This is a genomic window from Falsiroseomonas sp. (genome assembly GCF_041690465.1).
GTDB lineage: Bacteria > Pseudomonadota > Alphaproteobacteria > Acetobacterales > Acetobacteraceae > Falsiroseomonas.
Genome location: NZ_JAWLHG010000010.1, coordinates 45,756 through 69,390 on the forward strand (window position 1 = coordinate 45,756; position 23,635 = coordinate 69,390).

The 23,635-nt window shown below is 72.3% G+C and carries 26 protein-coding genes; 10 read left to right on the forward strand and 16 right to left on the reverse strand.

The genetic code is table 11. From position 1 onward, the window contains the following. Window positions 1–34: 34 nt before the first annotated feature. Both ACESM1_RS12260 and ACESM1_RS12265 read left to right on the forward strand, forming a co-directional pair. Entirely contained in the window at window positions 35–202 is a 168-nt protein-coding gene (locus ACESM1_RS12260; RefSeq protein WP_372620431.1) for a hypothetical protein, read from the forward strand. Between the two features lie 6 nt (window positions 203–208). Next, on the forward strand, window positions 209–505 hold the full coding sequence (locus tag ACESM1_RS12265; RefSeq protein WP_372620432.1) for a flagellar basal body rod C-terminal domain-containing protein: 297 nt from the start codon (window positions 209–211) through the stop codon (window positions 503–505). 19 nt (window positions 506–524) lie between these two features. Here ACESM1_RS12265 and ispH read toward each other — a convergent pair whose 3' ends face one another. From ispH to ACESM1_RS12315, 10 genes are all read right to left on the reverse strand, one after another. Then, window positions 525–1,454 (reverse strand): 4-hydroxy-3-methylbut-2-enyl diphosphate reductase, encoded by a 930-nt coding sequence (ispH, locus tag ACESM1_RS12270; protein ID WP_372620434.1) that lies wholly within the window; start codon window positions 1,452–1,454, stop codon window positions 525–527. A gap of 180 nt (window positions 1,455–1,634) precedes the next feature. Beyond that, on the reverse strand, window positions 1,635–2,111 hold the full coding sequence (locus ACESM1_RS12275) for a GcrA family cell cycle regulator (RefSeq protein WP_372620436.1): 477 nt from the start codon (window positions 2,109–2,111) through the stop codon (window positions 1,635–1,637). A gap of 122 nt (window positions 2,112–2,233) precedes the next feature. After that, window positions 2,234–3,199, reverse strand: coding sequence for an acetamidase/formamidase family protein (locus ACESM1_RS12280; protein ID WP_372620438.1), 966 nt, complete (start codon window positions 3,197–3,199; stop codon window positions 2,234–2,236). A gap of 76 nt (window positions 3,200–3,275) precedes the next feature. Next, window positions 3,276–3,869 (reverse strand): hypothetical protein, encoded by a 594-nt coding sequence (locus tag ACESM1_RS12285; protein ID WP_372620439.1) that lies wholly within the window; start codon window positions 3,867–3,869, stop codon window positions 3,276–3,278. Between the two features lie 107 nt (window positions 3,870–3,976). Further along, window positions 3,977–4,960, reverse strand: coding sequence for a magnesium transporter CorA family protein (locus ACESM1_RS12290; protein WP_372620441.1), 984 nt, complete (start codon window positions 4,958–4,960; stop codon window positions 3,977–3,979). Between the two features lie 57 nt (window positions 4,961–5,017). After that, window positions 5,018–5,704 carry an acireductone synthase gene (gene mtnC, locus ACESM1_RS12295; RefSeq protein ID WP_372620443.1) on the reverse strand — a complete coding sequence of 229 codons (687 nt, stop codon included), beginning with the start codon at window positions 5,702–5,704 and terminating at the stop codon, window positions 5,018–5,020. Further along, window positions 5,701–6,240, reverse strand: a complete 540-nt coding sequence (locus tag ACESM1_RS12300; RefSeq protein ID WP_372620445.1) for a 1,2-dihydroxy-3-keto-5-methylthiopentene dioxygenase — start codon at window positions 6,238–6,240, stop codon at window positions 5,701–5,703. The genes mtnC and ACESM1_RS12300 overlap by 4 nt, the downstream gene beginning before the upstream one ends. Next, complete coding sequence (locus ACESM1_RS12305) at window positions 6,237–6,845, reverse strand: methylthioribulose 1-phosphate dehydratase (protein ID WP_372620447.1); 609 nt, start codon at window positions 6,843–6,845, stop codon at window positions 6,237–6,239. The genes ACESM1_RS12300 and ACESM1_RS12305 overlap by 4 nt, the downstream gene beginning before the upstream one ends. 17 nt (window positions 6,846–6,862) lie before the next feature. Next, window positions 6,863–8,884: a TRAP transporter permease gene (locus ACESM1_RS12310; RefSeq protein ID WP_372620448.1), complete on the reverse strand. Its 2,022-nt coding sequence runs from the start codon at window positions 8,882–8,884 to the stop codon at window positions 6,863–6,865. 203 nt (window positions 8,885–9,087) lie between these two features. After that, entirely contained in the window at window positions 9,088–9,363 is a 276-nt protein-coding gene (locus tag ACESM1_RS12315; protein WP_372620450.1) for a twin-arginine translocase TatA/TatE family subunit, read from the reverse strand. Window positions 9,364–9,765: 402 nt separating this feature from the next. On the opposite strand from ACESM1_RS12315, the gene ACESM1_RS12320 reads away from it, so the two are divergent. After that, a complete protein-coding gene (locus ACESM1_RS12320; protein ID WP_372620452.1) occupies window positions 9,766–10,779 on the forward strand; it encodes a TerC family protein in 1,014 nt (337 codons plus the stop codon). Between the two features lie 52 nt (window positions 10,780–10,831). Here the strand turns inward: ACESM1_RS12320 and ACESM1_RS12325 are convergent, their stop codons facing one another. Together ACESM1_RS12325 and ACESM1_RS12330 are read right to left on the reverse strand one after the other, a co-directional pair. Then, window positions 10,832–11,806, reverse strand: a complete 975-nt coding sequence (locus tag ACESM1_RS12325) for a Bug family tripartite tricarboxylate transporter substrate binding protein (protein ID WP_372620454.1) — start codon at window positions 11,804–11,806, stop codon at window positions 10,832–10,834. A 62-nt stretch (window positions 11,807–11,868) separates the two neighbouring features. Beyond that, the gene (locus ACESM1_RS12330; RefSeq protein ID WP_372620456.1) at window positions 11,869–12,357 is read right to left on the reverse strand and encodes a CHAP domain-containing protein; all 489 of its coding nucleotides are present in this window, start codon (window positions 12,355–12,357) and stop codon (window positions 11,869–11,871) included. A gap of 106 nt (window positions 12,358–12,463) precedes the next feature. Here ACESM1_RS12330 and ACESM1_RS12335 point away from each other — a divergent pair, with 106 nt between their 5' ends. Continuing rightward, on the forward strand, window positions 12,464–13,072 hold the full coding sequence (locus ACESM1_RS12335; protein WP_372620457.1) for a class I SAM-dependent methyltransferase: 609 nt from the start codon (window positions 12,464–12,466) through the stop codon (window positions 13,070–13,072). 9 nt (window positions 13,073–13,081) lie between these two features. On the opposite strand, the gene ACESM1_RS12340 is transcribed toward ACESM1_RS12335, so the two are convergent. The 3 genes from ACESM1_RS12340 to ACESM1_RS12350 all read right to left on the reverse strand — a co-directional run bounded on the left by ACESM1_RS12340 (window position 13,082) and on the right by ACESM1_RS12350 (window position 16,765). Then, window positions 13,082–13,999, reverse strand: coding sequence for a hydroxymethylglutaryl-CoA lyase (locus ACESM1_RS12340; RefSeq protein ID WP_372620459.1), 918 nt, complete (start codon window positions 13,997–13,999; stop codon window positions 13,082–13,084). Then, window positions 13,996–15,204 carry a CaiB/BaiF CoA transferase family protein gene (locus ACESM1_RS12345; protein ID WP_372620461.1) on the reverse strand — a complete coding sequence of 403 codons (1,209 nt, stop codon included), beginning with the start codon at window positions 15,202–15,204 and terminating at the stop codon, window positions 13,996–13,998. Before ACESM1_RS12345 ends, ACESM1_RS12340 begins: the two co-directional genes overlap by 4 nt. 391 nt (window positions 15,205–15,595) lie before the next feature. Further along, window positions 15,596–16,765, reverse strand: coding sequence for a YbfB/YjiJ family MFS transporter (locus tag ACESM1_RS12350; RefSeq protein ID WP_372620463.1), 1,170 nt, complete (start codon window positions 16,763–16,765; stop codon window positions 15,596–15,598). Window positions 16,766–16,813: 48 nt separating this feature from the next. On the opposite strand from ACESM1_RS12350, the gene ACESM1_RS12355 reads away from it, so the two are divergent. From ACESM1_RS12355 to ACESM1_RS12370, 4 genes are all read left to right on the forward strand, one after another. Further along, the gene (locus tag ACESM1_RS12355; RefSeq protein ID WP_372620464.1) at window positions 16,814–17,950 is read left to right on the forward strand and encodes a S1C family serine protease; all 1,137 of its coding nucleotides are present in this window, start codon (window positions 16,814–16,816) and stop codon (window positions 17,948–17,950) included. A 99-nt stretch (window positions 17,951–18,049) separates the two neighbouring features. Then, complete coding sequence (locus tag ACESM1_RS12360; protein ID WP_372620466.1) at window positions 18,050–18,727, forward strand: winged helix-turn-helix domain-containing protein; 678 nt, start codon at window positions 18,050–18,052, stop codon at window positions 18,725–18,727. A gap of 153 nt (window positions 18,728–18,880) precedes the next feature. Next, on the forward strand, window positions 18,881–20,257 hold the full coding sequence (locus ACESM1_RS12365; protein ID WP_372620467.1) for an ATP-binding protein: 1,377 nt from the start codon (window positions 18,881–18,883) through the stop codon (window positions 20,255–20,257). A gap of 62 nt (window positions 20,258–20,319) precedes the next feature. After that, the gene (locus ACESM1_RS12370; RefSeq protein WP_372620468.1) at window positions 20,320–20,589 is read left to right on the forward strand and encodes a hypothetical protein; all 270 of its coding nucleotides are present in this window, start codon (window positions 20,320–20,322) and stop codon (window positions 20,587–20,589) included. Window positions 20,590–20,679: 90 nt separating this feature from the next. Here the strand turns inward: ACESM1_RS12370 and ACESM1_RS12375 are convergent, their stop codons facing one another. Further along, window positions 20,680–21,075: a hypothetical protein gene (locus ACESM1_RS12375; RefSeq protein ID WP_372620470.1), complete on the reverse strand. Its 396-nt coding sequence runs from the start codon at window positions 21,073–21,075 to the stop codon at window positions 20,680–20,682. 197 nt (window positions 21,076–21,272) lie between these two features. On the opposite strand from ACESM1_RS12375, the gene ACESM1_RS12380 reads away from it, so the two are divergent. Together ACESM1_RS12380 and ACESM1_RS12385 are read left to right on the forward strand one after the other, a co-directional pair. Then, window positions 21,273–22,577: a bifunctional enoyl-CoA hydratase/phosphate acetyltransferase gene (locus ACESM1_RS12380; RefSeq protein ID WP_372620471.1), complete on the forward strand. Its 1,305-nt coding sequence runs from the start codon at window positions 21,273–21,275 to the stop codon at window positions 22,575–22,577. A 63-nt stretch (window positions 22,578–22,640) separates the two neighbouring features. Beyond that, window positions 22,641–23,618 carry a Bug family tripartite tricarboxylate transporter substrate binding protein gene (locus tag ACESM1_RS12385; RefSeq protein WP_372620473.1) on the forward strand — a complete coding sequence of 326 codons (978 nt, stop codon included), beginning with the start codon at window positions 22,641–22,643 and terminating at the stop codon, window positions 23,616–23,618. The last annotated feature ends 17 nt before the right edge of the window (window positions 23,619–23,635 follow it).

The window sequence follows — 23,635 nt, forward strand, 5'->3', positions numbered from 1 at the left end:
TTTCGCAACCGTTGTCGCGCAGGATGACGCAGCCATGGTCCGCCTTGCTCCCCCGCCGCCCCTGGCGATGTCCACCCACGCCCCGCTGCGCGGCCAGCGCCAGGCGGGAACGCTGGCGGCCTACGCCGCGGCCGCCGAGGCCGGCAGCGCCTTGTGGGCCGCCGATGTGCGCCCCGCCGCGCTCATCCGCTGGTCGCTGTAGCCGCGCATGGCGATCCCACCGCTCTCGCCCGGACCGGCCGGCGCCATCGCGGCTGCCGCGCGCGGCCTGCACCGCGTCGGGACGCAGGCGGCGGACGCCGCCGGGCGCGTCGCCACCGCCGGTGCGCCACGGCTCGTCGAGGACGGCAGCGCCCGCGCGGCGCTGGAGGCGACCGCCGTCGCGCCGGACCTGGCCCGCGGCATGGTGGATCTGCTGCTGGCGCGCCAGGCCTATGCGGCCAACGCCGCGGTGATGCGCAGCGCCGACGAGATGGCGGCGGAGCTGGTCCGCCGCACCGCCTGAGCGCCGCGTGCGGCCCCCTCTACTCTGCCGCGTGCAGCCTGGTCGGCAGGCGGAAGGTGACGTCCTCGGTGATGCCGGGCAGCGCCGCCACATCCGCCGCGCCGAGCGCGCGCAGCGTCGCCACCACCTCCTCCACCAGGCGCTCGGGCGCGGAGGCGCCGGCAGTGAGGCCGACATTGCGCGCCCCCTCCACCATCGCCGCGGTCAGCGCGCCGGCGTCGGCGATGAGGAAGGCGCGGGCGCCGCATTCCTCGGCGATCTCGCGCAGCCGGTTGGAGTTGGAACTGTTCGCCGCGCCGACCACCAGCACCACGTCGCATTCCCGCGCCAGGTCGCGCACCGCGGTCTGCCGGTTCTGGGTGGCGTAGCAGATGTCGCGCGTCCCCGGGCCGACCGCATCGGCGAAGCGCGCCTTGATCGCCTCGATCACCTCCCGCGTGTCGTCCACCGACAGCGTGGTCTGGGTGATATAGGCGACGTTGCGCTCCGGCGGGATCGGCAGCGCGGCGACATCGGCGACATCGGCGACCAGATGCACCTCGCCGTCGATCTGGCCGAGCGTGCCCTCCACCTCGGGATGGCCGGCATGGCCGATCAGGATCACCGCGCGCCCCTCCTTCGCGTAGCGGCGGCCCTCGACATGCACCTTGGTGACCAGCGGGCAGGTGGCGTCCAGCACGTCGAGCCCGCGCTGGGTGGCATCCCGCTCCACCGCGCGGGCGACGCCATGGGCGGAGAAGACGGTCAGTGCGCCCGCCGGTACCTCGTCCAGCTCACGCACGAAGATGGCGCCCTTGGCGCGCAGATCCTCCACCACGTGGCGGTTGTGGACGATCTCATGGCGGACATAGACCGGGGCACCATGGATCGCGAGCGCGCGTTCGACGATCTCGATCGCCCTCACCACGCCCGCGCAGAAGCCGCGCGGTTCGGCCAGCAGGATGCGCATCCGTCCCCGTCCCTCGTTCACCCGACAGGATGTAGGAGCCCGCGCCGGGAGTGAAGAGGGTTGTCAAGCAAGACTGACACCGCCCCCGCGGTTTGTCAGCCGCAGCGGAGCCGGCCGAACAGCCCGCATCCGCGCTTCACCGGCGCCGGGCGCCGGTGATCGCAGGCCTGCAAGTAGCTGTTATGCCGCGTCCTCGCGCCGGTCGCGAGCCTTCACATAGGCCACCGCCGCATGTTCCGGGCAGTACGGCTTGCCGGACAGCGCATCGCCCGCGCAGAAGCGGAAACCGGGCTGGCCCGGCTCGCCGATCGGCCAGCAGCAGGCCCGCGCCGAGGCGGCGCGCGGGAAGGGGCGCACCACCGCCCGCGCCGGCGCCATTGCCGGCGCCGCCACGGCGGCAGGCATCTGCGCCACCTGCGGCAGGGTGCTGCGCGGCGCCGGCACGGCGGCCCGCACGGGGCGCACCGCCTGCGGCCGCGCCACCGCCCCGCCGGTTTCGCGGCGGATCGGGGAAGGCCGCGCCGGCAGGTTCAGCCGGTGCGCCTTCCCCACCACTGCATTCTTCGAGATCCCCATCCGACGACCGATCTCGGCCGTCGAATGCCCCTCCGCCCAGAGCGCGCGCAGCCGCTCAATGGCCTCTGCCGACCAGTCCATGCCAGTCCTCCACCGCCCCCTACCTACCAGATACGGTAGGCCAACGCCGGCGGCAGACACAAGTTCTGGTTGGTGTCACGGGTGCGAAAAGCTGTGGACAGATGCCCCGCGGCCGCCTTCCGTCAGAAAAGCAGCCCCTTCCTTAACAGGCCATGAACGCCCTTCTCGCCGTTCACCGTCTGCGTCACCCGGAAGTCCACCGCCAGCGAGCAGAGCTGATAGGCGTCCGCGGCGGAGACGTTCATCCGCGCGACGATGAAGCCGATCATCTCCCGCAGCGCCTGCTTCATGGCGAGGTCGAGATCCTCGTGCAGGCCCATCGAGACGTAGTGCGTCGGCGTCTCGGCGCGCGGGAAGCGCAGCGCCGGATCGGCCGCGCCGCCGCCCTTCTCCAGCGTCAGGCGGAAATGCCCGGTCAGGCACATCTCCAGCGCGTTGATGCAGACCTCGCCATCGCCCTGCACCCCGTGCCCGTCGCCGGCCGAGAACATCCCGCCCGCCACATGCACCGGCAGCCACAGCGTGGTGCCCTCGACCAGCTCCTTGTTGTCGAGGTTGCCGCCATGGGCGCGCGGCTCCTTGGTGGACAGCCGCCCCCAGGCGGCGGGCGGCGCCACGCCCATCACGCCGAAGAAGGGCGAGAGCGGCAGCGTCACCCCGGGCCCGACCGGCACACGGCAGGTCATCGCCGCCTTGTCCACCGGGATGTGCAGCATGCGGGCATAGGGGAAATCCTCCGGCAGCGTGCCGAACAGCGGGCGGAAGCCGCAGAAGCCCCAGTCGTTGCCGAGCTCGATCCGCTCGATGTCCACGCGGAGCACGTCGCCGGGCTCGGCGCCCTGCACCGCGACCGGGCCGGTGATGAGGTGCGGCCCCATGCGCGGCGGGTCGGCGGCATGGATGGCGGCGAGCGCCGGCGGCACCTTCAGCCCACTCTCCGGCGAAGGCATCACCTCCTTCGCGCCCGAGACGCATTCCAGCACCACCAGGTCACCGCTGGCGATCGTCGCCACCGGCGGGAAGCCGGCATCGAAGGCGCCGTAGCGCACGGTTTCGGGGGTCGCGGCGATGCGGTGCGTGGCGGGCATGGCGGGCCTCGTGGCGGGGGATGGAGCGCCCGCCAAACAATCGCGGCCGGCGCTGCGGGTCAATCCGTGCGGCTGCTCAGCGCGCGCGCAGCAGCACGGCGCGCAGCCGCCGCTGGTCCTCCGGGCAGATCCGGCTGATGCGGCGGTACTCCTCCGGCGTGTCGATCGCCGCATGGCCGGCCTCGCGCGCGCTGCGCAGGCGCTGCAGCACCGGCTCCACCGCGCGGGAGAGATCGTCCTGCAGGGCGGTCGCGGCGGTGTTGAGGTCGGCCGCGCGGTGCTCCGCGCGCGCCGCCCAGTCGCGCGCCAGCCGGCGCAGCTCCGCCGACGCCTCGCGCAGGGTGCGGCGGTTGAGCTCGGCATGGCGGCGCTCATGCGCCAGCACCTCGCCCGCCAGGCAGCCGCCGGCCGGAACCTCCCGCGCCAGGCGGATGCTGTGCTCGGCATGCACCAGCTGCAGGCGCACCTCGGCCGGCAGTGCGCAGACCGGGCCGCCCTCCAACCCGCGCGAGCGCACCGTGATCTCGCTGCTCCACTCCACGCGGGAGAGGGTGAGGCCGAGATGATGCGGGAATTCGCCATCGGCCGCCCCGCCGACCTCGTCGCGCAGCCGCGCCGCGGGCAGTGCCGGCAGCACGCGCGGCTCCGGGTCCACCAGCTCCACGCTCACCAGCGGCGTGCCGCGCGGCGGGCAGGCCGGCCCGGCGCCGGCATCCGCACCATGGGCGGCGGCGAGGCCCGGCGTCAGCAGCAGGAGAAGGAAGGCGACGCGCCGGATCAGAGCCAGCCCTTCCGCTTGAAATAGACGATCGGCAGCACCGCCGAGACCACCATCAGCAGCAGCGCCGCCGGATAGCCCCAGGCCTGGTTCAGCTCCGGCATCTGCGCGAAGTTCATGCCGTAGATGCTGGCGATCAGCGTCGGCGGCATCAGCGCCACCGAGGCCACGGTGAAGGTCTTGATGATGTTGGTCTGCTCGACATTGATGATGCCGAGCACCGCATCCAGCAGGAAGTTGGCCTTGCTGTTCAGGACGTTCGCGTGCTCGACCAGGGAGCGCACGTCGCGCACCAGGGTCTTGATCTGCGCTTGGTTCTCCTTCCGCACGGCGGTCGCCTTCTCCGCGCCGACGAAGGTGAGGATGCGCGACAGGCCGAGCAGCGTCTCGCTCGCCCGCGTCGTCACCTCGCCGACCTGGCCGAGGGTGATCAGCGTCTCGCGCAGGTCGGCGCTGCGTTCGTTCGCCTTCACCTTCACCCGTGCCCGGCGGAAGGCGGCGGAGGAGGCGCCGTCCATCTCGCCGCCGATGCGCTCCAGCACGTCGGCCAGCCGGTCCACGATCTGCTCGAACAGGTGCAGCATCACCCCATCCGGCGTGGCGACCAGCCCCGGGCTCTTCTGGCAACGCAGCGAGAAGGCGGTGAAGGCCCTAGGGGTCTGGTAGCGCACCGTCACCAGCGCCTGGCTGGCGAGCACGAAGGTGATCGGGGTGGAGTTGTACTCGCCGCGATCCACGCCGTGCAGGAAGTTGGCCGTGAGGAACAGCACGTCATCCTCGCGATAAAGCCGGGAGGAGCTTTCGATCTCCTCCATCTCCTCCCGCGTCGGAACTTCCAGGCGCAGCGCGGACTGCACCGCGCGCTCCTCCTCCGGCGTCGGATTCAGCAGGTCGATCCAGACGGCGCGCGCCAGTTCGGCGGGCGGCAGCAGTCCCTCGTGCACCGAAACGCGGCCTTCGGCGAGGGCATAGGTTGTCAGCATCCAGGGGGCCTCCCGCCGAGGGGCTGGGCGGCATCTAGCCCGCGGCGCGGGGGGCTGTCACCCCGGCGCGTGCGGCAGCGCGAAACGTTGCGCAACCGCCGGAAAATCTGTGGCTTCGGCGTGCCGCCCGCAGGGCAGCGTGCCGTCGGCCGTGCGCACCAGCTGGCAGGTGGCGAGGCCCGCGCCAGAAGCCGCGTCCAGTTCCTCCGCCACGTCCGAGAGGAACAGGATGCTGGCTGGCGGCAGCGCCAGCTCCCGCGCAATGGCGGCGTAGGACGCGGCCTCGCGCTTGGCGCCGATGCGGGTGTCGAAGAAGCCGCCGAACAGCCCCTCAAGGTCGCCGGCAACGGAATGGCGGAACAGCAGCCGCTGCGCCTCCACCGAGCCGGAGGAATAGACCGCGAGGGTGATCCCGGCCGCGGCCCAGGCGCGCAGGCAGGGCGCGACATCGGGCCAGAGATGGCCCTTGAGCCGCCCATCCTCGAAGCCGGCGCGCCAGATCAGGCCCTGCAACGACTTGAGCGGCGTCGCCTTCACATCCTCCGCCATCCAGCGGCGCAGCGTGCCGCGGCGATCGGGGCCCGGCACCTCCGCGAGGAGGGCGGCGACCTTCGGATCGCCCTCATGCGCATCGAGGAAGCCGTCCAGCGCCGCCTCCGCGAAGGGGAACAGCGTCTCCTTCACGAAGGCGATCGCGCTGGTGGTGCCTTCGATGTCGGTGAGGATGGCGCGGACGGTGGTCACGCCGTCGCGGCGGGGAACTTCTCCGCCATGTCGGTGCCGGTGTAGTGCGGCGTCCAGCCGGTGGTGTCGGTGAAGACCCGTACCACGGCGAAGTTCGGATTCTCGCCGGCGTCGAACCAGTGCTTCGAATTCGCCGGCACGCTGATCAGGTCGCCCGGGCCGCAATGCGCGTCGAACACCTTTCCATTCATGTGCAGCACGAAGTTGCCGGTGCCGCTGTGGAAGAAGCGCACCTCGTCCTCGGTGTGCGTGTGCTCGGAGAGGAACTTGGCGCGCATCGCATCCTTCTGCGGATGGTCCGGCGTCAGCTTGATGACATCAGCCGTGCCCGCGCCGGTGGCGGCGAGGAAGGCGTCGAGATGCGGGCGATAGGCGGCGAGGATCGCCTCCGCATCGGCATCGGCCGGGAGGTCCGCGCGCGGCCATTGCTCGAAGCGCACGCCGACCGTCTTCAGCTCGGCGGCGATGCGCTGCGGGTCCTCGGTGACCAGGAGCTGGTCGTTGGTCTCGGCGTTCCAGACGGTCAGGCGGCTCATCGCGCGTGCCTCCTCTCTTCCAATTCGCAGGCCAGCATGAATTCAAGCGCCTCCATGCGCAGCAGCGCAGCCGGCATGTCGGGCGCCCATACATAGGCGCCGTGGCCGCCGATCAAATACCCGGGCGGAACCTCGGCGAGGCCATCCCACAGGGCATCCAGCCCGCGCTGCATCCGCGCGATGTCCTGGTCGTTCGGCACCACCGGCAGCATCACCTCGGCGTCATGCGTCGGCAGGCCGGGGAAGGCCTTCAGCAGCTCGTAGCCCGCCAGGCGCAGCTCGTTGCCGGCGGCGCGCGACAGCACCGTGTTGGCGATGGAATGGCCGTGCAGCACGGCGCCGGCCTGCGGGAAGCGGCGGTAGATCCCACAATGCAACAGCGTCTCGGCGGAGCTCCGCCGCGACGCATCCTCCGCCACGCCATCGAGGTTCACCACCATCACGTCGTCCGTCGTGAGAAACCCCTTGTGCCGGCCGGAGGCGGTGACGGCCAGCCGCCGCGCATCGAGCCGCATCGAGAAATTCCCCGCCGTCGCCGGCACCAGGCCGAGCGCGTCGAGCCGTCGCCCGGCGGCGACGATCGCTTCCGCGACATGCGCCGGCACGCCCACGCCGCCTGGCCTCAGCGCCCGCCGAGCGGGGCGCGCGCCACCGTCTCGCCCTCCGCTGGCGCGCGCCGCCATTGCCAGACGATGATGCCGAGGCCGACCAGCAGCCCGCCGAGATCGGTCAGCCCTTCCGGCACCATCAGCGCGATCGCCGCGCAGCCCGCGACGATGCGCAGCGGCAGCACCAGCGCGGTGCGGAACATCCAGCCCTCGGTCGCCGAGGCCAGCAGGAACACGCCGAGCAGGGCGCTGCCCACCGCCTGCGCCACCACCAAGGTCTCACCCTGGCCGAGCAGCGCCGGCGACATCCAGAACATGTAGGGCACGATGAAGGTCGCCAGCCCGAGCTTCACCGCCTTCATCGAGGTCTTCCACATGTCGCCGCCCGCCAGCCCCGCGGCCGCAAACGAGGCCAGCGCCACCGGCGGCGTGATCGCGGAGAGCACCGCGAAGTAGAAGATGAACATGTGCGCCGACAGCGCCGGCACGCCCATGTCGATCAGCCCCGGCGCCACCACCGCGGCGGCGATCGCATAGGCCGCCGTGGTCGGCACGCCCATGCCGAGGATGATCGCCACCAGCATCGCGAACATCATCGCCAGCAGCGGCAGGCCCGCGGCGATCTGCAGCAGCAGCGAGGCGAAGCGGCCGCCCACGCCGGTCAGCCCGATCACGCCGGCGACGATGCCCGCCGTGGCGCAGACCGCGATCAGCTGCATCACCTCGCGCGCCGATCCCGCCAGCGCGTCGATCGAGCTCGTCACCAGCTCCATCACGGTGCCGATCACCGCCTGCACCGGGTTCTGCTTCTGCACCGCCAGCCGGTGCAGCAGGAAGGTCATGGTCATGATGACCAGCGCCGCGGCGATGCCCCAGGCGGCGGCGCGGAAGGGCGAATAGCCCTGCAGCAGGATGAAGATCAGGATCGCCAGCGGCGAGAGCATGTAGACCCGCTTCAGAAGCTGCAGCACGCTCGGCAGCTCGTTGCGCGGCAGGCCGTGCAGCCGCGCCTTGCGGGCGTGCAGGTCGCAATGGGTGTAGACCGCGAAGTAGAACAGCAGCGCCGGGATCACGCCGGCCAGCGCGATCTCGGTATAGGGGCGGCCCAGAACCTCGGACATGATGAAGGCGCCGGCCCCCATCACCGGCGGCGCCAGCTGCCCGCCGGTGGAGGCAGTGGCCTCCACCGCGCCCGCCGTCTCCCGGTCGTAGCCGCCGCGGCGCATCATCGGGATGGTGAAGGTGCCGGAGGCGACGACATTCGCCACCGAGCTGCCGCTGACGGTGCCGAACATGAAGGAGGAGACCACCGCCACCTTCGCCTGCCCGCCGCGGGCCCAGCCGACCAGGCCGAGCGCCAGTTCGTTGAAGTAGTCCCCCGCCCGGCTGGTCTGCAGGAAGGAGGCGAAGGTGACGAACATGATGATGAAGGTGGAGGAGACCTGCACGATGGTCCCCAGCACCCCGTTGTTGTTGAACAGCTCGGTCAGCGCCTGGTCCAGCGAGACGCCGCGGTGGAACAGGAGGCCCGGCATCCAGGGGCCAACGAAGCAATAGGCGATGAAGGTGCCGGCGATGATCGGCATCGCCATCCCCGCGCTGCGGCGGGCGAATTCCAGCACGATCAGGATGCCCGCCCCGGCCACCGCCAGGTCGCGCCAGTTCGGGCCCATGAAGGTGCGCATCTCGATCCCGTCGGCATCGAGCACGTAATGCGCGACAATCAGCACGCAGGGGATCAGCACCAGCCAGTCGTAGAAGGGCACGCGGTTGCCAGCGCCGCGCGCGGTGGGGGCGAACAGCAGGAAGCCGAGCGCGGCGCCGAGGAACACATGCGCGGCGCGCGCCACGGTCGGATCGGGCGGCGCGACCAGCAGGATCCACATGTGCCAGGCGACGAAGGCAGCCGAGGCATAGCGCCAGAGCTGGCCCTGCCACCCCGTCAGGTTGCGGCGGGAGGAGGAGAACTCGGTATCGTCCACCGGCTGCGCGGTGGCGCCCTGCGGCAGGCCCGATGCGGCCGGCTGTGTTGTCATGTCGCCTCCCAGAAGCGCCCGCACAAACGAAACGCGCCGGCCCCGCCATCCGGGGTCGGCGCGTGGCCGCCTGCGCCCCCTAGGGGCTCCTGTGCGGCACGTCCTCCCGCGCCCTACCTAGGCCGGCGCGCGGAGACGATCAATGCGGGCATGCGCCCGGCCCACGGGGCACGCCCGCCGGCCTGCCGCGCGGCCGCCGCCGCTCAGGCGGCGGGGCGGGAGGAGCTGGCGGCCTGGTTCGGCTGCGCCTGGGCACCCTGGGGGCCCTGGATGCTGCCGGCCGGCTGGGCAGGGGTCTGCGACGCGGCGTCAGCCGCCATCGAGGCGTCCTCCTTGCCCTCCTCCTCCTTGATGTTCTGCTTGAAGGACTTGATGCCCTTGGCCACGTCGCCCATCAGCCCGCTGATCTTGCCGCTGCCGAACAGCAGGAGGATAACCAGCAGCACCACAAGCCAGTGCCAGATGCTGAACGAACCCATCGTGACGCCTCGATCCCAGTTTCAGACCGGCCCTGGGTCTATCCCTCGGGCCAGCCGGGTTGCCTCGGCCGGACACTAGTCCGCGTTGTGGCCCGGCGCAAACCGGACATGGCCCGGCGCGGGCGGCGAGACAACGGGGGCCGGCCGGAAATCGCAGGCCCGGCCGCCCGCGGAAGCCCCGCCGGGAGGTGACGCTGGCCTGTCCGAGGAATTTCCATTCGTCCATCTTGAAACCTTCCGAAATCCGCTCCACCTGCCGCGACTGATCCGGGCCCCTCTGGCGGAATGGACGGGAAACAGCCGTTCACCGTGATGTCGGATCGTTGTGCTGCACGAGCCCAGGCCCGGATCGTGACGTTTCGAGTCATGTCCGGGCGGGCCCTGCCGGGAGAACGGTTCGCCATGGAATTTCTTGTCGCCGAATGGATCGGCAAACCGGTCTGGATGTGGGCCGGCTTCCTCTCGATCGTCGTCGCGCTGCTCGCCTTCGACCTCGGCGTCCTCAATAGGGACGACAAGGAGATGGGGATCAGCGAGAGCCTCTGGCTCTCGGCCTTCTACATCGGCTTCGCCATGCTGTTCGGCGGCGCGGTCTGGTGGGGCTACGAGGGCGGGCACATCACCACCGCCGACGGCACGCATGCCGGCATCACCTATTTCACCGGCTTCTTCATCGAGAAGGCGCTGTCCATCGACAACGTCTTCGTCATCAGCCTGATCTTCGGCTTCTTCGCCATCCCGCGGAAATACCAGTACCGCGCCCTGGTCTGGGGCATCATCGCGGTGATCGTGCTGCGCGGCATCATGATCGGCGTCGGCGCCGCGCTGGTGCAGGAATACGACTGGATCCTCTACATCTTCGGCGCATTCCTGATCGCCACCGGCATCAAGATGCTGGTGGTGCCGGAGGGCGACCCGGACATCTCGAAGAACCCGGTGGTGAAGTTCTTCCGCCGCCACATGCGGGTGACGGACGAGTTGCACGGCCAGAAGTTCTTCGTCCGCAAGCCGGATGCGAAGGGCAGGCTGGCGGTGTGGGCGACGCCGCTGTTCCTGGCGCTCGTCATCATCAACATCGCCGACCTGATCTTCGCGGTGGACAGCGTGCCGGCGATCTTCGCGATCACCACCGACACCTTCATCGTCTATACCGCCAACATCATGGCCATCCTCGGCCTGCGCGCACTGTATTTCGCGCTCGCCGCCATGGTGCACCGCTTCCACTACCTGAAGTATGCGCTGGCGCTGGTGCTCGTGTTCATCGGCGGGAAGATCTTCTGGAACCAGATCTTCGGGAAGGTGGACCCGGCCATCTCGCTCGGCGTCACGCTGGCGATGATCGCGGGCGGCGTCTTCTACTCGCTGTGGAAGACCCGCAACGAGACCGCCGAGGTCACCCTGCGGGCCGCGGAGTAGCAGCGCGGCGCCTCCTCCCCCACGCTCGCGGGGGAGGAGGCGTTCGGCCGCTTCAGCTGTTCGGCTGAATGCCCAGGCGCCGGATCAGCCCGCCCCAGCGCTCGATCTCCGCCTTCTGCAGGGCGGCGAACTCGGCCGGGGTGGAGCCCACCGGCTGGAAACCGGCGGCTTCCAGGATGCGGCGCTGCTCCGGCTGGTTCAGCGCGGTGTTGGCTTCCCGCGCCAGCCGGGCGACGCGGTCGGCGGGCATGCCGGCCGGGCCGAACATGCCGATCCAGGCCACCACCGGGTCCATCTGCACCCCCGCCTCGCGCAGCGTCGGCACATTCGGCAGCTGCGGCATGCGCTCCGGCCCGGTCACCGCCAGCGCCTTGAGCTTGCCTTCCGCGATCTGCCCGAGCACGCCGGCCGGCGCCGCCATGAACATCTGCAGCCGCCCCGCCACCAGGTCGAGCACCGCCTGCGCCACGCCGCGATAGGAGACGTGCTCCGCCCGGAAGCCCTCCTTCGCCGCGAAATCCTCGGTCGCCAGGTGCGAGAGCGTGCCCGGCCCGGTGGAGCCGTAGTTCAGCTTGCCCGGATTGGCCTTTGCATAGGCCACCAGCTCCTGCACCGTGTTCGCCGGCACCGAGGGATGCACCGCCAGGATGAAGGGCAGCCGCGCCAGCAGGGAGATCGGCGTGAGGTCGGTGGCCGGATCATAGGAGAGGTTCGGGTTCAGCACCTTCGCCGTGCTGCCCGGCCCGCCGATCGTCACGCCGACGGTGTGGCCGTCATTGGCGCGGACGATCGCCTCGGTGCCGATGTTGCCGCCGCCGCCGGAGCGGTTCTCCACCACCACCGGCTGGCCGAGCACGTTGGAGAGGTGGCCGCTCACCACGCGGGCCGCCATGTCGGGCGTGGAGCCGCCGGGGAAGGCGACGATGATGCGCACCGGCCGGTCCGGCCAAGCGCCCTGCGCCCGGACGGCGCCGGGTAGGGCGGCGAGGCTGGCGGCGGCGACCAGGCCGCGGCGTGTGAGTTGCACGTTGATCCTCCCTGCGATCGTTCAGGGCGACAGGATGCCCGAGCCGCGACTTGCGGCAAAGATCACCTTGCCTGCGCCATCTCCAGCCGCGGGTGGACGAAGCCGCGGGCGGCGTAGGTGGTCGCGCCGAAATCGCCGACGCGCGGGTACCAGACCCGCACCAGCGACCAATCGTTGCCAGCCGAGACGTCCACCACGCGCTGCGCCGTGGCGATCCGCCCCTTCGCCGCGCCGGAGGCCCAATTGGCGTGGTCCACCAGGATCTCGCGCGCGGTCACGACACGCGAGACGACGGCGACATGCCCCTCCCGCATCCGCGCCGTGCGGTTCAGCACCAGCACGCTGCCCGGCTGCGGCGCCCGGCTGCGCGCGTAGCGCCCGGCGGCGGCATCCCACCAGGTCCAGGCATCGCCCTGGATCGCGATGCCGGATCGGGCCCGGGCATAGGGAACGCAGGAGATCGGCTCGCCGGCGGACAGCCCGGTCTGCGGCGCGTGCGCACCGCCGCAACCGGCAAGCAGCAGGACCAGCACGACGAGGGCGGCGCGCATGCCCCCTGATAGCGCGATCCGCCCCCCGCTGCACGCGCCCCGGCACCCTGGCCTGCGGAACGGATGGCCACTCTCCCGGTTACGACAGGAGCGAGGAGCCACGCCGATGCCGCATTTCACCGAGGACTGGTCCACCGGCCACTTTCCCCACTGGCAGCGGCTGTTCTTCGAGCTGCTCGGCTGGGACCCCACGGCGCCACGTCGGATCGTCGAGATCGGCGTCTTCGAGGGGCGCGGGACGCTGTGGTTCCTCGACCATCTGCTGCGCCATCCCGAGAGCCGCATCACCTGCCTCGACACCTTCGGCGGCGGCGCCGAGCACCTGCCCTCCCAGACCGAGGGCCTCGAGGCGCGCTTCCGCGCGAACGTCGCCGAGAGCGGCGCGGCGGCGAAGGTCGAGGTGCTGAAGGGCCCGTCCTTCGAAGGGCTGGTCCGCCTGCTCGCGCGCGGCGAGCGTGCCGACCTCGTCTATGTGGACGGCTCGCACGAGGCGCCGGACGTGCTGGCCGACCTGGTCCTCGCCTGGCGCCTGCTGCCGCCGGGCGGCGTCATGCTCTGCGACGACTACCTGTGGTCGCGCGAGGAGGCGGCGCGCGTGGACATCCTCGGCTGTCCGAAGCTCGCCATCGACGCCTTCACCAACATCCACCGCCGGCAGATCGACTTCCCCCTCTGGGGTTACGAGTGGCAGCACGCCTTCGAACGCATCGGCTGACCCGCAGCCTCAGGCCGACTTGCGCGCCGCCGGGACCGCCCGCATCCGCCCACCCGGCAGCCCGCCCGGCACCGCGGCCGCCAGGTCCGCCGCCGCCAGCAGCTTCGCCCAGTCGAGCCCGGTCTCCACGCCCATGCGGCGGAACAGCCAGGCGACATCCTCGGTGGCGACATTGCCCGTCGCCCCCGGCGCGAAGGGGCAGCCGCCCAGGCCGCCCGCCGCGCTGTCGAACACCCGGCAGCCCGCCTCCCACGCCGCGGCGACATTCGCCACGCCGAGCCCGTAGGTATCGTGCCCGTGATAGGCCATCCGGGAGCTTCCATCCGGCGCCGGCCAAGCCCGCACCGCATGGCCGACCACCCGCGCCACCTGGTCGGGCGCCGCATTGCCGGTGGTGTCGGCGATGCCGATCTCCATCCAGGGGTCGAGCGCGACCGCCCGCTCGATCCAATCCAGCGCATCGCGCTCCGGCACCACGCCCTCGAAGGGGCAGTGGAAGCAGCAGGAGAGGTTGAAGCGCACCTTCATCCCCGCCGCCACCGCATCCGCCACGATCGCCGAGAGGTCGGCGAAGCTCTCGGCGCAGCTGCGGTTGACGTTCGCCTTGTTGTGGCTCTCGGTGACGGACATGAACAGGCCCACGCGATGCGCGCCGGCCCCCTTCGCCGCCTCGAAGCCCTTGCGGTTCGGCGCCAGCACGGTGGATTCCAGCCCCTCCAGCGCCAGCGCCGCTTTCAGCACCTCGCCGGTATCGGCCATCTGCGGCACCGCCTTCGGGCTGACGAAGGAGCCCACCTCCATCCGCCGCACGCCCGCGGCGTGCAGCGCGCGCACCAGCGCGATCTTGGTCTCGGTCGGCACGAAGGGGCCGATGGATTGCAGCCCGTCGCGTGGCGCGACGTCGCTGATGATCGCCCGGGATGTCATGCCTTGGGCTCCTCCTGCAGCAGTTCACCGAACACCCGGTCGTTGTGCGCGCCCACCGCCGGCGCCGTCCAGCGCACCATCTCGGGCGGGCTCACCCCATCGAAGCGGAAGGGCGGCGCGGGGTGCAGCAGCCGGCGATTGAGCAGCGGGTCGTCCACTTCCATCACTGTCTGCCGGGCGCGGAAATGCGGGTCCTCGGCGCAGTCCTTGATGTCGTAGAGGCGCGAAACCGGCACATCCACCGCCTCCAGCCGCCGCTCCGCCTCGGCCGCCGGCAGCGTGATGGTCCAGGCGCCGATCGCGGCGTCGATTTCCTGCACGTTGGCGCAGCGGCCGTTGTTGGTGGCCATGCGCGGATCCTCGCCCAGATCCTCGCGCCCGACCACCTTCATCAGCCGCTTGTAGATCGCGTCCGAATTGCCGCCGACGCAGAGCCATTTGCCGTCGGCGCAGAGATAGGTGTTGGTCGGCGCCGCCGTCGGCAGCGCCGCGCCCTGCGGTTGCCGCACCCAGCCGAACAGCCCGTATTCCGGCAGCATCCCCTCCATCAGCGAGAAGACGGAGGAGACCAGGTCCACGTCGATGATCCGCCCCTTCGCCGCCGGATCGCCCTTGGCCGCCCAGGCTGCGCCCAGCACCGCCATGGCGGCGTAGATGCCGGCGATGTCGTCGGCGATGGAAACCCCGCAGCGCGGCGGCGGATGCTCGGTGACGCCGGGCGTCGCCGTCAGGTGGCGGATGCCGCCCATCGCCTCGCCGATCGATCCGAAGGCAGGCTTGTCCCGGTACGGCCCGTCCTGCCCGTAGCCGGACACCCGCGCGATGGTCAGCCGGGGGTTGATCGCCTGCAGCACCTCCGGTCCCAATCCGATCCGTTCCAGGTAGCCGGGGCGGAAATTCTCGATCAGCGCATCGCAGCTTGCGGCGATCCGCTTCACCTTCTCCCGCCCCTCCGCCGATTTCAGGTCGAGCGAGACGCAGAGCTTGTTGCGTCCATGGATGCTGAACCACACCGCGTGCCCGTCCACCTGGCTGCCCCAACCGCGATGCGGGTCGCCTTCCGGCGGTTCCACCTTGATGACCTCGGCCCCCATGTCGGCGAGCAGCCGCGCGGCGAAGGGGCCGGCGATGTAGTGGCCGAGCTCCAGCACCCTGAACCCCTCGAGAGGCAGTCGCTTGCCCGTCATCCGATCACCCCCTGCCATGCCCCCCCTCCGATCACCCTGGAGGTGCCGGGCAGACCATAGGCGCGCGCCCTGCGTGCGTCATGCCGGGGGCGTGCGTCGCGTCCGCGCGAGGCGGCCGAAAAAGCGCCCGCTGGAAAGGATCGCGCAAGCTTCCCGCGCGATAAGACAGGCGGGGTTGCCGAGCTTTTGCACCCCGTCTCTCCCTCCCCGGATGCCGGCCGCTTCCCCCCCGATTGGCCGGCATCCAGAACTTCGGCGGGATCCCCTCGGGGATCCCGCCATTTTTTTCGCCCTCATACGGCGGGCGGCGGCTCCGCCGCCTTGCCTTCGCCCCGCCGCGCCGGGCCATGCCATTGCCCTGCGCGCGAGCGGCGTGCGGCCGCAAGCCCGTGGAGGGTGGCACCGATCCTCACCCCCGCCGGTCGGCCCAGGCCACCGCCAGCGCGGCCAGCGAAAGCGCCAGCCCCACCCCGAATACCGCCGCATGGCTGTCGCCCGTCGCGCCGAACAGCGCCGCGAGCGCGAAGCCGAAACCCGCCTGCGCCAGCGCATAGCCCGCCGTCGCCCGCACCCAGACCACGCCGGCCTGCGCCCCGGCCACCTCCCGCGCCGCCGCCAGCGTCACCGCCGTGGCGCCCACCCCGGCGAAGCCGCCGAGCGGCCCGGCCAGCAGCAGCGCCGGCCAGGCCGGCACCAGCGCCAGCGCCAGCGCCGCCACCTGCACCGCCATCCAGGCCGGCAGTGCCCGCCGCCCGCCGATCCGCGAGGCCACCCGCCCGCCCAGCAGCGTACCGGCCACCGCCCCCGCGCCGAAGCCCATCCACACCGCCGCGCCGGCCTCGATCGGCAGGCCACGGCCGCGCACCGCCAGATCCGCCAAGTAGACCATCGGCGCCACCATCCCGGCAGCGGAAAGCCCATAGGCCAGCAGCAGCCGCCCGGCCCGCGGCACCTTGGCCGCCGCCGCGCTCGCCGGCAGCGCCGGCGGGTCTGGCCAGGCGCGCCGCGCAACGATCCACACCAGGCCGACCGCCACCGCCAGCCCCAGCCAGGCCACCACCAGCCCGCCCTGCAGCAGCACCGGCACCAGCAGCCCCGCCGCGATGATCCCCGAGCCCGCCCCGGCCATCACCACGCCGCCCGCCTGCCCGCGCGCCGCCGCTGTCACCGAGGCCTGCACCGCCGGCCCGGCCAGCGCCATCAATACGCCGCCGGCCACCCCGGCCAGCGCCCGCCAGGCCAGCAGCCAAGCCAGCCCGCCCTCATGCGCGCAGGCGGCGAAGGCCAGCAGCGCCAGCGCCATGCCCGCATCCATCGCCCGCGGCACGCCGATCCGCCGCGCCAGCCCGCGCCCGGCCAGCACGCCCAGCAGGTAGCCGGCGAAGTTGCCCGCGCCGAGCAGCCCCGCCCCGGCGCCATCCACCCAGCCGGCGGCGACCATCGCCGGGAACAGCGGCACATAGGCGAAGCGCGCCAGCCCGACGCCCGCAAGGATTGCCCCGGCGCCGGACCACGCCACCTTCATCTCGCGCAAGGGTGCGTGCCCGCCGCGGTTGAACCGGTCCGGGCACTTCTCCATGCTGCGCCGCCTTCACCGGGGGCAACGCCCCAGCCCCGCCGAGGAGCCATGCACCACTCCCTCTCCAGCCCCACCGGTGTCCTCACCAGCCGCCCCCTTGGCCGCCCCGCCGGGCGCCGCGCGCTGCTCGCGCTGGCCACCATCCCGCTGGTCGGCTGCGCCACCACACCGCCCGCCCGGGCGCAGCTCGGCGGCGCCGCCACCCTGCCCGACTTCGCCGATCTCGCCGAGCGGGTGCTGCCCGCGGTGGTCAACATCGCCGTCACCGCCGCCGCGCGCGAGCTCCCGCCCGAGCTGCGGGGCACCCCGTTCGAGCGCTATTTCCGCGACCGCCGCGACCGCCAGCAGACCCAGGGCGCCGGCTCCGGCTTCGTGCTCGACCCTTCCGGGCTGGTGGTCACCGCCAACCATGTCGTCGGCAACGCCACGCGCGTCGTGGTCTCGATGCAGAACGGCGACGAATACACCGCCCGCGTGGTCGGCGGCGACGAGCTGACCGACCTCGCCCTGCTGCGGGTTGAGGCGCGCGCGCCGCTGCCGGCCGTGCCCTGGGGCAGTTCCGGCGCGGTGCGGATCGGCCAATGGGTGCTGGCCGCCGGCAATCCCTTCGGGCTCGGCGGCACCGTCACCTCCGGCATCCTCTCGGCACGCGGGCGCGACATCGGCGCCGGGCCGTTCGACGACTTCCTGCAGACCGACGCGCCGATCAACCCCGGCAATTCCGGCGGCCCGCTGTTCAACACCGCCGGCGAGGTGATCGGCATCAACACCGCGATCTACTCGCCCTCCGGCGCCTCCGCCGGGATCGGCTTCGCGGTCCCCTCCGACCTCGCCCGCCCGATCGTCGAGCAGCTGCGCAATGGTGGCCGGGTCGAGCGCGGCTGGCTCGGCGTGGCCGTGCAGGACCTGGAACCCGAACGCCCCGGCCGGACCAGCCCGGCCATGGCGCCCGGCGTGATGATCGCCGGCGTCGAGCGCGGCAGCCCGGCGGCCCGCGCCGGCCTGCGCCAGGGCGACCTGGTCACCGCCATCGATGGCGAGCGGATCGGCACCTCGCGCGCCCTGGTCCGCAACATCGCCGCGGTGCCCCCGGGGCGGACGGTGCGGCTTTCCGTGCTGCGCGACGGGCGGACCAGCGAGATCCCGGTGCAGGTCGGGCGGCGCCCGTCGCAGCCCCAGGGCTGATCGCGGGCCGGCCGCGCGGCGGCAGCAGGGCGCAGGGCTAGGAATTCTCCGCCATGCCGCCATAACCTGCCCCTCTTCCTCACCTGGTTGCGAGGCGACATGCGAATCCTGCTGGTCGAGGACGATGCCGAGGTCGCCCGCTTCGTCCGCAAGGGGCTGATGGAGGCGGGCCACACGGTCGAACACGCCGCCAACGGCCGCGACGGCCTGTTCATGGCCGCCTCCGAGCAGTTCGACGTGCTCGTGCTGGACCGCATGCTGCCCGGCGGCGTGGACGGCGTTCGCCTGGTCGAGACCCTGCGCGGCCAGGGCAACCGCACCCCGGTGCTGTTCCTCTCCGCCCTCAACGCCGTGGACGAGCGGGTGAAGGGCCTCAAGGCCGGCGGCGACGACTACCTGACCAAGCCCTTCGCCTTCGCCGAGCTGCTGGCCCGCGTCGAGGCGCTCGGCCGCCGCCCGGCCGCGGAGATGCCGACCACGCGGCTGAAGGTGGCGGACCTCGAGCTCGACCTGCTGTCCCGCACCGTCACCCGCGGGGGGAAGAAGATCGACGTTCAGCCGCGCGAGTTCCGGCTGCTCGAGCACCTGATGCGCCACGCCGGCCAGGTGGTCACGCGGACCATGCTGCTCGAGAAGGTGTGGGACTACCATTTCGATCCGCAGACCAACGTGATCGACGTGCATGTCAGCCGGCTGCGCCACAAGCTCGACAAGGGCTTCGACAAGCCGCTGATCCACACCGTCCGCAATGCGGGGTACATGATCCGCGCGGATTGACGCCAGCCTGCGATCGCCCGGGGTGTGCACGTCGCAGCGGGCACGCCAGGGCGTGAATCGCTGGCTTCTGTAGAGGTTGGACCCGGAAGCCCGCCCATCGCCCCGCCGCCCCCCCTCACCACCAGCAATTTCGAGCCGCCGCTCCTCGGCCTGATGCGCAGCGCCTCGGGCCGCTTCGCGCTGTTCTTCACCGCCGTCTTCGCCGCCGCCGCCGCCGCCGCCGCGGTGGTGCTGTGGTGGAACACCGCTGGCGCGCTCGACCGCCAAGTGGAAGCCGCGATCCGCGCCGATGCGACCGCGCTGATCGAGCGGCGCCGCACCGGCGGGATCGACGACCTGGTCTCGGCCATCGAGGACCGCCTGGCGGTGGATGTGCAGAACGAGTCGCTCTACCTGCTGCTCGACCCCGCCGGCCGGCGCCTGGCCGGCAATCTCAGCACCTGGCCCTCGGAGGCCAGCATCGAGCTGCCCTGGCTGCGCATCCCGCTGCAGCGCGACGGCACCGTCTCCGAGGCGCGGCTGCTGCGGGTGGTGCTGGCCGATGGCCACCGCATGCTGGTCGGCCGCGACGTGGCGGAGAAGCTGCGCCTGCGCGCCCTGCTCTCCGAGGGGATCGCCTGGGCGGCCGGCGCCTCCGCCGCGCTGGCGCTGCTCGGCGCCTGGCTGCTGCGCCGCGCGCTGGAGCGGCGCCTGAGCCCGGTCTATCGCACCGCCGCGGCGATCGGCACCGGCGACATGACCCGCCGCGTGCCGCTCTCCGGCCGCGGGGACGAATTCGACAAGCTCGGCGTGACGATGAACGCCATGCTCGACCGCATCGCGCGGCTGATGGAAGGCGTGCGCGGCGTCTCGGACGCCATCGCGCATGACCTGCGCACGCCGATCGCCCGCGCCCGCGCCAAGCTGGAGGAAGCGCTGGTCTCGGCGCGGGACGAGGAGGCGCTGCGCGCCGCGCTGGAGCAGGGCATCGCCGACCTCGACGCCATCGCGCGCGTCTTCCAGGCGGTGCTGCGCATCGCCGAGGTGGAGGCCGGCGCCCGCCGCGCCGCCTTCGCGCCCACCGATCTCGCGCCGATGCTGACCGACGTGGCGGAACTCTACAGTGCCGCGGCGGAAGCCCGCGAGCAGCAGCTGGTCGCGGAGATCCCGCCCGCCCTGCCGCTCGTCGGCGACCGCGACCTGCTCGGCCAGGCGGTGGCGAACCTGCTGGACAACGCGCTGAAGTTCACCCCCGACGGCGGCACGGTGCGGCTGGAGGCGCGGCTCGGCGAGGTGGCGCTGGAGATCGTGGTGGCCGATGACGGGCCGGGCATGCGCGATGCCGACCGCGCCCGTGCCGGGGAGCGCTTCTTCCGCGCCGATGCCGCACGCACCACGCCGGGTTCCGGGCTCGGCCTGTCGCTGGTGCGCGCGGTCGCGGCGCTGCATGGCGGCGAGGTGGTGCTGGAGGATACCCATCCCGGCGCCGAGCGGCGGGGCCTCACGGTGCGGCTGCGGCTGCCGGTGGCCCAGGGTGTGACGGAAGCATGAATGACCCCGCTTTCACGGCGCTGAAACGGGCTGGAACGACGGGCGGATGCAATCTCCCTCCCATGCTCCGTGCCTGGCTCCTGCTTCCGCTCCTCCTGCTGCCGCTGCCTGCCGCGCCCATGGCTGCCGAGCACCCGGTGCGGGTGACGACGGACAGCTCGGCCTATTGCGAGGAGCTTTCGGCCCGGTTCGAGGAGCAGCCGGGCGCCGCCCCCGGCGAGGCGCGCGCCCTGGCGGAGGAGGGGCGCAAGCTCTGCGAGACCGGCTTCGTGCGGACAGGCATCGCCAAGCTGCGCCGCGCCCTGCGCGCAGCGCGGGCGACGGGCGGCTAGGCCCGCGCGGTCGCCCTGGGTGTGCACGCCGCAGGCGGACACGCCAGGGCGCGCAGCGCCCGCGCGACACCCCTTGGCCTGCCGGGGGCTTCAGGCCCCGGCGCGCATCACCTTCGGGATTTCCTCGCGGAAGCGGAAGCGCAGCGCCGACCAGGTGTCGTCCAGCGCGATCTGCGTCACCGGCAGCAGCCCCTCGCTGGTCACCGGGTCCCAGCCATGGTCGCGATCCAGGTCGGAGCGGACGGGGCCGCTCTTCTTCGGATAGGCGAACCACAGCCGCGCCCCGATCCCATAGAGGTTCAGCGCCCGCGGCGCGATCGCGCGCAGCGTGGCACGGTCGGCCGCGAAGGCCAGGATCAGGTCCGCCGCGGCGGTCGCCCCACTCGGCAGTCCAAAACTAAGGCCAGGCGGGTTGCCGATCACCGCGCAGGCCATCCCCGGGCGGTAGCCGAGCCTGCGAGCCACCTCCCCGATCACGACGCCCATCGTTCAGCCAGTTCCGTCACAGAGTTGCCACCGAAAGGCGTCCTCCTAGCGCAAATGTGGGATGCGTGCAGCCTTTTCTTGGGCAGGGCCGCCTTGCGTTTTCGTGCATACACGTTCCGCGTGCGTAGGCCCCTCGCTTAATACGTCATGCCGATGGGGTGGACAGCCGCCCCCCGGCCTCCGCAACCTGCGTCCCGATGGACAGCCCCGCCCCGACCGGCTTCCCCCCCGGCCTCCGCCACGCCCTGACGCACCGGGTCACCGCCGCCGAACTCGCCCCGGTCGCCGCGCTGATCGGCTCGGCCGACCCGGCACTGACCAGCCGCGCCGCCGCCACGCTGATGACCCGCCTCCTGGTCAGCCGCTTCCCGGGCCCCGGCACGCGCCTGCTGCGGGAGGATTTCCGCTACGCCGGGCAGCTCGCCGAGGGCGACGTGCTGGAACTGGCGGTGGAAGTCGCCGGCCCTGCCGCGGCGGGCGGGCTCGCCCTGCGCTGCACGGTCCGCCACGCCGGCGGCGCCGCCGTGCTGGAAGGCCTGGCCGAGGTCATGCCGCCGCCCAACGCGCCGCTCGGCGTCGAGACTCCTTTCGGCGTGCAGCCGCGGCGCATGCTTACCGCGCTGCTCGACCGCTGCCGCGGGCTGCCGCCGGTGCCCGCGGCCATCGCCCATCCCTGCGACGCCAGCAGCCTGGAAGGGGTGGTGCTGGCCGCCCGGCACGGGCTGATCGCGCCGATCCTGGTCGGGCCGGAGGCACGCATCCGCGGCACCGCGGAGGCAGCCGGGCTCGACATCTCGGGCTTCGAGCTGGTCCCCACCCCGCACAGCCACGCCAGCGCGGAGGTGGCGGTCGCCCTCACCGGCCAGGGGCGCGCCGCGGCGCTGGTCAAGGGCAGCCTGCACACCGACGAGCTGCTCGCCGCCGCCCTGCCGCGCGAGGCCGGGCTGCGCACCGAGCGCCGGGTCAGCCATGCCTTCGTGATGGACGCGCCGCTCTACCCCAGGTTGCTGATCATCACCGACGCCGCCATCAACATCGCCCCCGACCTGGAGGCGAAGGCGGATATCGTGCGCAACGCCATCCGCCTGGCGGCCGCGATCGGGATCGAGCTGCCGCGGGTGGCACTGCTCTCGGCGGTGGAGACGGTGACGCCGCGCATGGCCTCCACGCTGGATGCCGCCGCGCTCTGCAAGATGGCCGATCGCGGCCAGATCATGGGCGGCATCCTCGACGGCCCGCTGGCCTTCGACAATGCGGTGAGCGAGGCGGCGGCGCAGGCCAAGGGCATCGTCAGCGCGGTCGCCGGCCGCGCCGACATCCTGGTGGTGCCGGATATCGAGAGCGGCAACATGCTGGCCAAGCAGCTCGCCTATCTCGGCGGGGCCGAGGGCGCCGGCGTCGCGCTCGGGCTCAGGGTGCCGATGGCGCTGACCAGCCGCAGCGACGACGCCACCTCCCGCCTGGCCTCGGCGGCGCTGCTGCGGCTCACCGCCGGCGGCTGATGATGCTTTGCCGCGGCCGGCGCCTGCACTACCGATAGCGCGGATCGCCGTCGGAGAAGTCGCATGTCCATCCCGCGCCGCCATGCCCTGGCCGCCCTCGCCGCCGGCAGCGCGGCCCTCGCGCTGCCGCGCCCCGCGCTCGCCCAGGCGCCCTGGCGCCCGACGCAGCCGGTCCGCATCATCGTCCCCTTCCCGCCCGGCGGCACCAACGACCTGATGGCCCGCCCGCTGGCCGAGGCGCTCCGCGCCAGCTTCGACCAGCCGGTGGTGGTGGAGAACCGCAGCGGCGCCGGCGGCACCATCGGCGCCACGCAGGTGCACCGCGCGGCGCCGGACGGCCACACGTTGCTCGTTACCTCCGCCATCCTCGTCACCGCCGCCATCGTCCAGCCGGTCGGCTGGTCCGCGGTGGACGGCTTCACCCCGGTCGCCCAGATCGCGCGCTCGCCCAACGCCGTCGCGGTGCATGCCGGCCTGCCGATCCGCACCGTCCAGGAGCTGATCGAGTATGCCCGCGCGCGACCGGGCGCGGTGAACTACGGCTCGGTCGGGATCGGATCGCTCGGCCATTTCATCACCGAGGCGCTGTCGCTGCGCACCGGCATCCGCATGACCCACGTGCCCTATCGCGGCGGCAGCCAGGCGGTGACCGACCTCGCCTCCGGCCAGCTGCAGCTGCTCGTCTCCACCCCGCCGCCGATCATCGGCCTGGCACGCGAGGGCCGGGTGCGGATCATCGCCTACACCGCGGAGGGCGACCCGGCGCAGGGGCTCGAGGCACCGACGCTGAAGCAGTCGGGCATCGACATGGAGGCGGGGCTCTGGTTCGGGCTGTTCGCCCCGCCGGGCCTGCCGGCGCCGATCCTGCGGACGCTGAACGAGGCATCCAACGCGGCGCTGCGGACACCTGAATTCACCCGGCTGCTGCGGGCGGAGGGTGCCATCGCCACGCCGGTGACCCCGGCCGCCTTCGCCGAGTCGGTGCGGGAGGAGGATGCGCGCTGGCGCGAGGTGGCGCGCGCGGCCGACATCAAGCTGTGAAGGAAGGCCGGCCAGCC

Excerpts from the sequence above, each read along its gene's own strand:
- ACESM1_RS12260 (WP_372620431.1), top strand. The coding sequence starts at position 35 with ATGGTCCGCCTTGCTCCCCCGCCGCCCCTGGCGATGTCCACCCACGCC.
- ACESM1_RS12265 (WP_372620432.1), top strand. The coding sequence starts at position 209 with ATGGCGATCCCACCGCTCTCGCCCGGACCGGCCGGCGCCATCGCGGCT.
- ispH (WP_372620434.1), bottom strand. The coding sequence starts at position 1,454 with ATGCGCATCCTGCTGGCCGAACCGCGCGGCTTCTGCGCGGGCGTGGTG.
- ACESM1_RS12275 (WP_372620436.1), bottom strand. The coding sequence starts at position 2,111 with ATGGACTGGTCGGCAGAGGCCATTGAGCGGCTGCGCGCGCTCTGGGCG.
- ACESM1_RS12280 (WP_372620438.1), bottom strand. The coding sequence starts at position 3,199 with ATGCCCGCCACGCACCGCATCGCCGCGACCCCCGAAACCGTGCGCTAC.
- ACESM1_RS12290 (WP_372620441.1), bottom strand. The coding sequence starts at position 4,960 with ATGCTGACAACCTATGCCCTCGCCGAAGGCCGCGTTTCGGTGCACGAG.
- ACESM1_RS12300 (WP_372620445.1), bottom strand. The coding sequence starts at position 6,240 with ATGAGCCGCCTGACCGTCTGGAACGCCGAGACCAACGACCAGCTCCTG.
- ACESM1_RS12310 (WP_372620448.1), bottom strand. The coding sequence starts at position 8,884 with ATGACAACACAGCCGGCCGCATCGGGCCTGCCGCAGGGCGCCACCGCG.
- ACESM1_RS12315 (WP_372620450.1), bottom strand. The coding sequence starts at position 9,363 with ATGGGTTCGTTCAGCATCTGGCACTGGCTTGTGGTGCTGCTGGTTATC.
- ACESM1_RS12320 (WP_372620452.1), top strand. The coding sequence starts at position 9,766 with ATGGAATTTCTTGTCGCCGAATGGATCGGCAAACCGGTCTGGATGTGG.
- ACESM1_RS12330 (WP_372620456.1), bottom strand. The coding sequence starts at position 12,357 with ATGCGCGCCGCCCTCGTCGTGCTGGTCCTGCTGCTTGCCGGTTGCGGC.
- ACESM1_RS12335 (WP_372620457.1), top strand. The coding sequence starts at position 12,464 with ATGCCGCATTTCACCGAGGACTGGTCCACCGGCCACTTTCCCCACTGG.
- ACESM1_RS12340 (WP_372620459.1), bottom strand. The coding sequence starts at position 13,999 with ATGACATCCCGGGCGATCATCAGCGACGTCGCGCCACGCGACGGGCTG.
- ACESM1_RS12345 (WP_372620461.1), bottom strand. The coding sequence starts at position 15,204 with ATGGCAGGGGGTGATCGGATGACGGGCAAGCGACTGCCTCTCGAGGGG.
- ACESM1_RS12350 (WP_372620463.1), bottom strand. The coding sequence starts at position 16,765 with ATGGAGAAGTGCCCGGACCGGTTCAACCGCGGCGGGCACGCACCCTTG.
- ACESM1_RS12355 (WP_372620464.1), top strand. The coding sequence starts at position 16,814 with ATGCACCACTCCCTCTCCAGCCCCACCGGTGTCCTCACCAGCCGCCCC.
- ACESM1_RS12360 (WP_372620466.1), top strand. The coding sequence starts at position 18,050 with ATGCGAATCCTGCTGGTCGAGGACGATGCCGAGGTCGCCCGCTTCGTC.
- ACESM1_RS12365 (WP_372620467.1), top strand. The coding sequence starts at position 18,881 with ATGCGCAGCGCCTCGGGCCGCTTCGCGCTGTTCTTCACCGCCGTCTTC.
- ACESM1_RS12370 (WP_372620468.1), top strand. The coding sequence starts at position 20,320 with ATGCTCCGTGCCTGGCTCCTGCTTCCGCTCCTCCTGCTGCCGCTGCCT.
- ACESM1_RS12375 (WP_372620470.1), bottom strand. The coding sequence starts at position 21,075 with ATGGGCGTCGTGATCGGGGAGGTGGCTCGCAGGCTCGGCTACCGCCCG.
- ACESM1_RS12380 (WP_372620471.1), top strand. The coding sequence starts at position 21,273 with ATGGACAGCCCCGCCCCGACCGGCTTCCCCCCCGGCCTCCGCCACGCC.
- ACESM1_RS12385 (WP_372620473.1), top strand. The coding sequence starts at position 22,641 with ATGTCCATCCCGCGCCGCCATGCCCTGGCCGCCCTCGCCGCCGGCAGC.